This window comes from Promicromonospora sp. NPDC050262 (genome assembly GCF_040655935.1).
Lineage (GTDB): Bacteria > Actinomycetota > Actinomycetes > Actinomycetales > Cellulomonadaceae > Promicromonospora.
Genome location: NZ_JBFAKX010000008.1, coordinates 263,695 through 273,607, shown reverse-complemented (window position 1 = coordinate 273,607; position 9,913 = coordinate 263,695). Strand labels below are relative to the sequence as shown.

General features: G+C 73.2%; 8 protein-coding genes. 2 read left to right on the top strand and 6 right to left on the bottom strand.

All coding sequences use genetic code 11. The features are described from left to right. Positions 1-144 precede the first annotated feature (144 nt). The 3 genes from AB0I29_RS14975 to AB0I29_RS14965 all read right to left on the bottom strand — a co-directional run bounded on the left by AB0I29_RS14975 (position 145) and on the right by AB0I29_RS14965 (position 5,477). Positions 145-1,428 (bottom strand): hypothetical protein, encoded by a 1,284-nt coding sequence (locus tag AB0I29_RS14975; RefSeq protein WP_357482578.1) that lies wholly within the window; start codon positions 1,426-1,428, stop codon positions 145-147. Positions 1,429-1,554: 126 nt separating this feature from the next. Continuing rightward, entirely contained in the window at positions 1,555-4,338 is a 2,784-nt protein-coding gene (locus tag AB0I29_RS14970; protein WP_357482575.1) for a DUF3516 domain-containing protein, read from the bottom strand. Positions 4,339-4,397: 59 nt separating this feature from the next. Continuing rightward, positions 4,398-5,477 carry an EamA family transporter gene (locus tag AB0I29_RS14965; RefSeq protein ID WP_357482572.1) on the bottom strand — a complete coding sequence of 360 codons (1,080 nt, stop codon included), beginning with the start codon at positions 5,475-5,477 and terminating at the stop codon, positions 4,398-4,400. A gap of 39 nt (positions 5,478-5,516) precedes the next feature. Between AB0I29_RS14965 and AB0I29_RS14960 the strand changes: the two genes are divergently transcribed. Then, a complete protein-coding gene (locus tag AB0I29_RS14960; RefSeq protein ID WP_357482569.1) occupies positions 5,517-6,065 on the top strand; it encodes a CGNR zinc finger domain-containing protein in 549 nt (182 codons plus the stop codon). Here the strand turns inward: AB0I29_RS14960 and AB0I29_RS14955 are convergent. Together AB0I29_RS14955 and AB0I29_RS14950 are read right to left on the bottom strand one after the other, a co-directional pair. Beyond that, entirely contained in the window at positions 6,047-6,667 is a 621-nt protein-coding gene (locus tag AB0I29_RS14955; RefSeq protein WP_357482566.1) for an AAA family ATPase, read from the bottom strand. The two genes, AB0I29_RS14960 and AB0I29_RS14955, sit on opposite strands and share 19 nt — an antisense overlap. Next, positions 6,664-7,482 carry an aminoglycoside 3'-phosphotransferase gene (locus AB0I29_RS14950; protein WP_357482563.1) on the bottom strand — a complete coding sequence of 273 codons (819 nt, stop codon included), beginning with the start codon at positions 7,480-7,482 and terminating at the stop codon, positions 6,664-6,666. Before AB0I29_RS14950 ends, AB0I29_RS14955 begins: the two co-directional genes overlap by 4 nt. A 202-nt stretch (positions 7,483-7,684) precedes the next feature. Between AB0I29_RS14950 and AB0I29_RS14945 the strand changes: the two genes are divergently transcribed. Beyond that, positions 7,685-8,935, top strand: coding sequence for a DUF418 domain-containing protein (locus AB0I29_RS14945; RefSeq protein WP_357482561.1), 1,251 nt, complete (start codon positions 7,685-7,687; stop codon positions 8,933-8,935). Here AB0I29_RS14945 and AB0I29_RS14940 read toward each other — a convergent pair. Continuing rightward, a complete protein-coding gene (locus AB0I29_RS14940; RefSeq protein WP_357482558.1) occupies positions 8,914-9,852 on the bottom strand; it encodes a phosphotransferase in 939 nt (312 codons plus the stop codon). The genes AB0I29_RS14945 and AB0I29_RS14940 overlap by 22 nt on opposite strands. Positions 9,853-9,913: the final 61 nt, after the last annotated feature.

Here is a 9,913-nt window from a genome sequence, read left to right as displayed (position 1 = left end):
AGCAGCCGCAGCTGTCCCCGCAGGTGCTGTCCGGGCTCATCCGCTTCGAGCAGAAGGACGACCAGCTCGTCACCATCGTGGACCGGCACCGGGTACAGGTCACCCCGGTGACCTGTACGTCTGACACCTCCGGAGCGGAGCGGGTCAGCGGAGCGACATGACCGGTTCGCCCGTCGGGCTCAGCTTCGCCGTGCCGAGATTGCCGACCGTGCAGCTTCCGCTGCGCGGGTTGCCGGCGTTCCAGACCTGGCGCAGGCAGTTGCGCATCGCGAGCTGCCCCCAGTAGCTGGGGTGCAGCGACTCCTGGACGTAGTAGGGCGAGTCGCCGATCGTGCTGACCGTCCGGATCTGGTTGACCCACTCGGTCCGGTCGACCGCGCCGGGCGACTGCCAGCTCGGCAGGCCTACCTCCTCGTAGAGACCGACCCCGGTCTCGCACAACCGCTTGCCGTCGAACGCGTGCGTCATGTCGAGGGTGCGGACGTTCGGCAGCCCGACGTCGGAGGCGGCGCCCAGCAGCGCGCCGTTGATGGTGGGCAGGGCCGTGGAGTTGGCCCAGTCGGCGTCCTGGTTCCAGAGGCCGCACCCGCCGGTGGACTGGCGCGTGTACCCGGACTCCGAGTAGCGGATCCCGGAGCCGTTCGGCACGGGCGACGGGTAGGTCTGGACCACGAGGGTCCACTGGCCGGTGCTGTACCCGGCGTTGCTCATCGCGGTCGCGACGTTGCGGAGCGCGCCCGCCACCCGGGCCCGGATCGTGGCGACGTTCGAGGCGGTGAAGTTGGCCGTGACCGAGCTGTCGTCGTGGCAGTAGTTCTTCCACCAGGTCGGCGACGTGAGGAAGTTGACGACGCAGCTCTGGACGACGCTCGCGAACTGGAAGTCGTTCCCGCCGATCGAGACGACAACCATGCGGACGTTCCTGGTGGCGGCTGCCTCCTGGAGCATGCGGGCCTGGCCCTTCCCGGCGGAGCCCCCGTAGAAGTCGATGCCCGGCTTGAAGTACGTGCCGGTCGAGGTGGCGGTCGTGGCCCCGCTGCAGGCGAGGTTGAGGCCGTTCACGCCGCCGCCGATGTGTGCCTCGGCGGAGGAGGCACGGTGGCAGCGCGCGATGGTCTCGCCCGTCCCGCCGGCGTTGTCGTAGTAGGCGGTCGGCCCCAGGGCGTCGGCCCGGTCGGAGTCGCTGTTGGAGCTGCCGGCCCAGCGGCCGGCCTCGCCGGAGATGTAGGAGTCCCCGAGGGTCACGACCCACGGGGTGCCGACGCCGGGGCCGTCGGCGGTCAGGGGAGCCGCGCCCGCCGGCCCCGCCGCCGCGACGGCCGTGGCGGCGGCGAGGCAGGTCGAGACGAGCAGGCCGAGGGTCCTGCGGGCGGACGGGTGTCGGTAGCGGTGGCTGGAGCGGTCGGGAGAGGGCAGGTGCGTCGTCATTGGCACTCCTGTGTCCAGGCAGTGCCGGTGCGGCACTGCTGACCGGATCTTCAATACCGGAGTTTATGCCACGGCCGAACTTGGGTAAATAGACGGTAAATCGCCCGGGAAATCTTCCCGCGGCGCCTAGATCTGGCCGACGGCGACCACCGTCAGCACGACCTCGCCGGCCTCGTCGCTCGCCGCCAGGTCGACCCGCGCGGTGATGGCCCAGTCGCGGTTGCGGTCGGCGTCGTCGAGCACCTGCCGCACCCACCAGGTGCCGGGCTCGACGCGGCCGGTCTCTCCGTCCGGCCCGCCCGGGCCCGCGCTGCTGGTCGGCAGCTCCGCGCCAGGTTCGAGGATCGTGAGCAGCGCGGCCGAGCGGGCCTCCGGGCCGATGCCGACGGCGTCGTCGCCCTGCTCCTCGAACAGCGGGTCCAGGGCGTCGCCCCAGGCGTCGGCGTCCCAGCCCTGGTCGAGCGCGGCCAGCGCCGGGTAGGCCTCGCGGGCGACGAGCTCGACGCGCCGGAACATCGCGTTGCGGACCAGGCGCCGGAACGCGCGCGGGTTGCCGGTGACGGGCCGGGCGGGCGCCTCGGCGCCGGCGTCGGCCAGCTCGCCGTCCGTCACGAGGTCGGCGTCGTCGTCCACAGGGTTGGCCAAGCGCTCCCACTCGTCGAGCAAGGAGGAGTCCACGCCGCGCACGAGCTCGCCGAGCCACTCGATGATCTCCTGCACCTCCTCGGTGCGGTGCTCGTCGGGGACCACCTGGCGCACGGCCCGGAACGCGTCGGCGAGGTAGCGCAGCACCACGCCCTCGGTGCGCTCCAGCCCGTACACGCTGACGATCTCGGCGAACGTCATGGCCTTCTCGACCATGTCGCGCACCACGGACTTGGGCGACAGCTCGGCGTCCGCGACCCACGGGTTGGTGCGGCGGTAGGTCTGGAACGCCGGCTCCAGGAGGTCGGCCAGCGGCTTGGGCCACGTGACCTCTTCCAGCAGCTCCATGCGCTCCTCGTACTCGAGCCCCTCGGCCTTCATGGCGGCGACCGCCTCGCCGCGTGCCCGGTTCTGCTGGCCCATGAGCACCTGGCGCGGGTCGTCGAGGGTCGCCTCGATGACAGAGACGACGTCGAGGGCGTGCGTCGGGCTCTCGACGTCGAGCAGGTCCATGGCCGCCAGGGCGAACGGAGACAGCGGCTGGTTCAGCGCGAAGTCGCGGGGGAGGTCCACCATGAGGCGGGCCGACGGGCGGAGCCGGCCGTCGCCGTCGGGCACCCGGACCTTCTCCACGACGCCCGCGAGCCGCAGCGAGCGGTAGATGCGGAACGCCTGCCGCACGTGCTCGGCCTGCTGCGTCTCCGAGTCGTGGTTGGCGGTCAGGAGGTGGCGCATCGCGTCCACGGGGTCGGTCGCGCCGCTGTGCCCAGCGCCGTGGCTGGACGCGCGGGCCAGCACGTTGAGCACCATCGCGTGGTTCACGCGGAACTGGGAGACCAGGGGCTCGGGATCGGCGTCGCGCAGGCGCTCGAACGTGGCGTCGGTCCAGTTCACGGAGCCCGACGGCGCCTTCTTGCGCACGATCTTCTTGAGCTTCTTCGGGTCGTCGCCGGCCTTGGCCAGGATCTTCCGGTTCTCGATGACGTGCTCGGGCGCCATGACGAGCACCTCGCCCACGGTGTCGTACCCGGCGCGGCCCGCGCGGCCCGCGATCTGGTGGAACTCGCGCGCGCTGAGGTGGCGCATGCGCTCGCCGTCGAACTTGACGAGGCTGGTCAGGAGCACGGTGCGGATCGGCACGTTGATGCCGACGCCGAGGGTGTCGGTGCCGCACACGACCTTGAGCAGGCCCTTCTGCGTGAGGCGCTCCACGAGGCGGCGGTACTTGGGCAGCATGCCCGCGTGGTGCACGCCCACGCCGTGCCGCAGGAACTTGCTGAGGATCTTGCCGAACCCGGTGCCGAACCGGAAGGCGCCCATCTCCGCGATGATCGCCTCCTTCTCGGACTTGCTGGAGACGTTCATCGACAGCAGCGACTGTGCCCGGTCGACGGCGTCCTTCTGCGTGAAGTGCACGACGTACACCGGGGCGCGGTGCGTGGTCACCAGCTCCTGGATCACCTCGGTGAGCGGCTCCACCACGTAGGAGAAGGTGAGCGGCACGGGGCGCTCGGCGCCCGCGACCTCCGCGACGGGCCGCCCGGTGCGCTCCTCGAGGTCTTCGCGCAGGCGGGTGGTGTCACCGAGGGTGGCGCTCATCAGGATGAACTGCGTGTTCGTGAGCTCCAGCAGCGGCACCTGCCAGGCCCAGCCGCGCTGCGGGTCGCCGTAGTAGTGGAACTCGTCCATGACGACCTGCGCGATGGCGTCGTCGTCCGCGGCGGTGTCGGTCTCGTCCGCGGCGTCGCCGCGGCGCAGCGCGAGGTTCGCGAGGATCTCCGCGGTGCAGCAGATGATCGGGGCGTCCGGGTTGACGGCGGAGTCGCCCGTCATCATGCCGACGTTCTTGGAGCCGAAGGCGGCGACCAGGTCGAAGAACTTCTCGCTCACCAGCGCCTTGAGCGGAGCCGTGTAGTACGTGCGGCCGCCGCGCCCGGACCGGTGGGCGGCCAGGGCGGCGAACTGCGCGCCCATCGCGACCATCGACTTGCCGGAGCCCGTGGGCGTCGCGAGGACCACGTGGGACCCCGTCATGACCTCCAGGAGGGCCTCCTCCTGGTGCGGGTAGAGCGCGCGCCCGCCCGCCGCGGCCCACTCGCCGAACTTCTCGAACAGGACGTCCGGGTCGGGGTCCTTGCCCGTGGGCGCGGGCAGGTAGGGGATCAGGGTCCCCGCGGGCTTCGGGGCGCCCGACGACGAGGCGGGCCGGTCGGTGGCGGAGGGGGCGGTCGAGGTTGTCGACGTTGTCGAGGAGGGCGCGGTCATGGTGCTGCCCATTCTTGCAGGCGGGTGAAGCGGGGCAGCGATGTCCGCCGGTCGTCCGGCTACGCGGGGGTCGTCCGGGCGACGGCGTCCGGCTGGTCGTCCGCGGGGGCGGCGTCGACCCGCTTCTCGCCGGCCTGGACCGCGATCACGCCGGCGAGGATCAGCACGCCGCCCACGAGCTGGACCGGCTGCGGCAGCTCGCCGAGCAGCAGCCAGGCGAAGCCGATGGCGGAGACGACCTCGAAGAGCCCGACGAAGGAGGACAGCCGCGGGCCGAGGAGCCGGCCCGCCGCGATGCCGGCGACGTAGGCGAACGCGGCGGTGACGACGCCGAGGCCGACCAGCGGCAGCCACCACGGCACCGCCGTGCCCGCGTAGACCGGGGAGGCCGTGCTGTACTCCAGCGGCATGAGCCCGGTCACGCCGAGCAGGCCCAGGGCCACGGTCGCGGTCGTCAGGCCGCCGGCCGCCAGGGCGAGCGGCGGCAGGCCGGTGTCGACGTTCGCGTTGATGACGAAGTACGTCGAGACGCCGAGCATCGCGACCAGGGCCCAGGCGATGCCGACCGGGTCGACGGCCGTGGCGCCCGGGGCGCCCGAGACCAGGTTCAGCACGAGCACGAGGCCGACGGCGGCGAGCAGCGTGCCGCCGATCGTCGCCCTCGTCGGGCGCTGACCGTGCCGGAGCCAGAACCAGAGCACCACGGCGGCCGGCGCCGTGTACTCGATGAGCAGGGCCGGCCCGACGGGCATGTGCTGCACCGCCGAGAAGTAGGCGAACTGGCAGCCCGCGACGGACACCGCGCCGTAGACCGCGATGAGCCCGAGGTTGCGGCGGACCGGCCGCCAGTCGCCGCGCAGCGACACGATGCCGAGCGGCAGCACCACCAGCGTGGCGATCGCCACGCGGACCAGCACCATCGCGCCGGGGCTCCAGCCCGTGTCCAGGAGTCCGCTGGCGAACACCCCGGACAGGCTGAACGCCACGGCCGAGGCGCCGGCGAACACCAGTCCCAGGGCGAGGTGGCGCGACGGTCCGGACCGGACGGCACGGAACGCGCGGAACCCGCGCGGCGCCGGCCCGCCGAGGCTCGGCCCGCCGGGGACCGAGCCGTTGATGTCAGGTGTCACAGCGCCCATGGGTCCTGACGCTACGGGTGGAGCGAGTAATGTGTCAACGTGGTTTTCACTCATGACACCGAGGAGTCGCTCCAGGCCGCCGTCGTGCTCGTGAACGCGGGCGAGCCACCGGTCACGATCGAGACGGTGGCCGACCTCGACGCGTTCTTCGCCGGGCAGGGCTACACGGGTCGGCACGACAGCACGCAGGCCGAGCTGGAGGAGGTGCTCGGGCTGCAGCCGCGGCTGCGTGAGCTGCTCACCGCCGACCGCGACGCGGCCGTCGCGCTGGTGAACGACATGCTGTCCACCGCCGGCGCGGTCCCGCAGCTCGTTCGGCACCCGCCGGCCGACTGGCACATCCACGCCGTGCCGAGCGACGCGCCGCTCGCCACGCGCATCCTGGTCGAGACGGCGATGGCGATGATCGACGTGATCCGGGACGACGAGCTCTCCCGCCTCGCGGTGTGCGCCGACGACGACTGCGCGGGGATCGTCCTGGACCTGTCCCGCAACCGGTCGCGGCGCTACTGCTCCACGACCTGCAGCAACCGCAACGCCCAGGCCGCCCACCGGGCCCGGCGCGCGGATCAGGTGTCGACGGCGTAGCGGGAGCGACCCGAGGCCATGGCCGCGACGATCGCGTCGGCCACCCCCGCGACGTCGTCCGGCAGGTCGGTCAGCACGGCCCCGGGTGGGGCGTCCGGGCCACCGGCGCCGGCCGCGTCGGGGCGCGACGTCGTCGCCCGGACGAAGTCGTCGTGCATGTGCTGCGCGGCGTCGAGGTCCGTGAAGCCGTGGCCGGTGCGCGTCTCGACCCGCTTGAGGCAGACCTCCGCGGGCGGCAGCAGCACCACGTAGTCGAGCACCGCGACGCCGGCGAGCCGTGCGAACGTGGGCAGGAACCACGGCCCAATCACGCCGTCGTAGACCACGGCCATGCCCCCGGCGGCGAAACCGCCCGCGGCGGCCGCCGCCGCGCGGACCGTCGTGTCGTTCTGGGCGTGCGACTCCGGGAGCCACGGCGGGATCATCCCGCGCCGCAGGAAGCGGAAGAACGCGTCGCCCTCCACCAGGACGCTCGGCTCCCAGCGGTCGGCCAGGGCCTCGGACACCGTGGACTTGCCGGAGCCGGGCGGACCGGTCACGACGAGCAGGCCCGGGGTGACGGTCCCCGTCCCGGCCCCGGTCTCGCGGTCGGTCCCGCTCATCCGAGGTCCCACAGGAGGCGGTACCAGGCCACCCGGTCCGGGTCCTCGTCGATCCCGTACGCCTCGTAGACCAGGTGGTCGTACCCGGGGCCGTAGTTCCACCCCAGGCTGTAGGTCGCGACGGCGAGGTCGGCCCAGCGGTCGGCGACGCCGAGCCCGCCGAGGTCCACGTGGCCGGCCCACGTGCCGTCGTCGGCGAGCAGGGTGTTGGGCGCGCAGGCGTCGCCGTGGCAGACGACGACCCGGTCGTGCTCGGGTGCGTCCAGGAGGCGCGCCCGCGCCTCGGCCGACCACCCGTCGGCGGCGTGGCCCCGGGCCGCCCGGTCCTCGGCGATCGCCATCCGGTCCTCGATGCTCCAGGTCCACGGGCACTCGTCGACGGGCAGCGCCTCGTGCAGCGCGCGGAGCCCGGCACCGATGGCCCGGGCCGCCGTCTCGGGCTCGGCGAGCCACCGCGGGTCGACGGCGGAGCGTGCGGGCATCGCGGCCGTGACCAGCCACTTCGCCTGCTCGTCGGAGCCGACGTCGAGGACGTGCGGCACCGGCGTCCAGGTCTCGGCCCAGCGCATCCGCGCGGCCTCGTTCGCCAGGTCGACCCGTTCCGTCGTGGCCCGGTCCGAGAAGGGCATCCACTTGACGTAGCAGGTGGACGACGGCGTCGGGTCTGTCGCGGGGTGCGTCGTGGGCTGTGGCGAGCGGTCGACCCGGAAGGTCAGGCCGCCCAGCTCGTTGCGCCAGGCCGGCGTGATGACTCCGTCGCCGGCCAGCTCGCGCACGACGTCGGGCACCGAGACCGCTTCGGCGGGGATCGTCATGGGCCCAGGGTGGCAGACCGGGCCCCGTGACCACGAGGTGAATTCCGGGTGCGCCGTCCGGGTGCGCCGTCCGTGTCCGCCGAACCGGCCTCCTCCGAACCGGCCTCCGCCGAACCGGCCTCCGCCGAACGATGTATGCCGCCGTGCGGAGATCGGCCGGATGGCCGACGCCGTGGTGCCCGGACCGCGACAGGCTCGGGAAATGCCCGCCAACCAGCCGTCGAGCACGGCCACACCAACCTCGACCGTCGTGTCGCGGACCCCGCCGTCCGCCGTCGTTCCCACGGGCGCGAGCGGCCGGATCCTCGCGCTCGACGTGCTGCGCGGGATCGCGATCCTCGGCACCCTCGCGAGCAACATCTGGCTGTTCACCACCCCGGGCGGTCCGGCGGCGTGGCTCTCGGACGGCTTCGCCACCGACGACTCGGTGCGGACCGTGCTGCAGGCGCTGTCCAACGGGAAGTTCCTCGCACTGCTCACCCTGCTCTTCGGGGTGGGGCTCGAGCTGCAGTACCGCTCCATGGTGCGGCGGGGCCTGCCGTGGCCCGGCCGGTACGTGCTCCGGGCCGCGATCCTCTTCGTCGAGGGCCTGCTGCACTACGTGCTGGTCTTCGAGTTCGACGTGCTGATGGGGTACGCGATCGCGTCGCTGCTCGCCGCCTACCTGGTCGGACGCAGCGACCGGGTGGTGCGTGCCTGGGGCGGCGTGGTGGCCGGCGTCTACGTCGCGGCGATCGTGGCGCTCACCGCACTGCTGGTCAGCACCTCGGACGCGGGAGGCGGACAGCAGGGCGGACAGGGCCAGCGGGGCGGGCAGGGCGCGTCGGCCGCCGCGGGCGACGGCGCAGCGAGCCTGTCGACCGCGAGCTGGCTGGACCAGGTGGTGCTGCGGCTCACGCACATGGACGTGTTCCGGATCGAGCTGCTCCTCATCGTGCCGTCGGCCACGGTGCTGTTCCTCGTGGGCTCACGGCTCGTCCGCGCCGGGATGTTCTCGACGACGGAGGAGGGGGCGCGGCTGCGTCGTCGGCTCGCGTGGATCGGGCTGGGGGCCGGTGTGCCGCTGAACGCGCTGACCACGTGGGCCGGGCCGGGCTGGGTCCTCGTGGACCGCTACCTGGTCCCGCCGCTGGTGGCGCTGGGGATCCTCGCCCTGGGTACGACGCTCGTCGCCCGTCTGCGGCCGGGCGGCTCGCCGAGCCTGCTGCGGCGCGGCGTCGAGGGGGTCGGGCGGACGGCGCTGTCCTGCTACGTGCTGCAGAACGTGCTCGCCTCGGTGATCTGCTTCGACTGGGGTCTCGGCCTCGCCGGAGGCGAGCCGTGGCAGGTCGTGCTGATCTGGGCGGGCATCTCGCTGACGCTGATGGTGGCGGCGCCCCTGTGGCTGCGCAGATGGCCGCGGGGCCCGATCGAGCTGGTGATGCACCGCGTCTACGACGCGGGCCGCAGGTGACGTCGCCGGCCGGGACCTCGTCGGCCGGGATCTCGCTGGTCGGGGCGGCGCGGGCCGGGCTGCTGCCCGACGCGCCGCACCCGGAGCGCCTCCTCGGCGTCCCAGAGGGCGCGGTAGTAGGTGGTGCGTTCGGGGTCGGGCGCGACGCCGTAGGCGGCCAGGACCAGCGGCTCCAGTCCTGGGCCGTAGCGGCGGGTGACGCTGCGCGTGGTCACCGCGATGTCGGACCAGCGGTCGGCCACGCCCAGGTCCCCGACGTCGACGTGGGCCGCGAACCGGCCGCCGCGGTCCAGCAGCGTGTTGGGCACGGTCGCGTCGCCGTGGCACACGACCAGCCGGTCCACCGGCGGCGGGCTGCCCAGCGTCGTCGCGATCGGCGCCCGGGACGCCGCGCCGGTCGTGGTCGTGAGGGCGGCGACGCGCAGCTCCGCCGTGCGGACGAACGGGCAGGTGTCGGTGGGGAGCGCGTCGTGGAACCGGCGCAGGCCCAGGCCGACGGCGATCGCCGAACGCTTCGCGAGGGCGCGCCAGCGGGGTTCGATGGCGGACGTCGCGAGCGTGCCGCCCACCTCGACGGTCTCGGTGAGCAGCCAGGAGCCGTGCGGGTCGCGTCCCACGGCGAGCACGCGGGGCACCGCCGTGAACGATCCGGCCCAGGTCAGCCGGTCCGCCTCGGCGAACGGGTCCGGGCAGGCCGAGGCGCGGGGGACCCACTTGAGGTACGCGCTCCGCCCGGCGGTGTCCGACGTCGGACCGGTCTCCCGCCGTGGGTCCTCGAGCCGCGCGGTGAGACCGCCGTACTCGTTGCGCCACACGGGAACGACCGTCGCGACGGGCCGCAGTCGTCCGGCCAGGTCGTGCACGACGGGCGGTACTTCGACAGGGGTCGGACTGATGCCGACCAGTGCGCTCGACACGCCATCATCGTCCCATAGAGCGGGTGAAAAATGGCTCCCCGTTCTCGACGCTGCCGGGTAC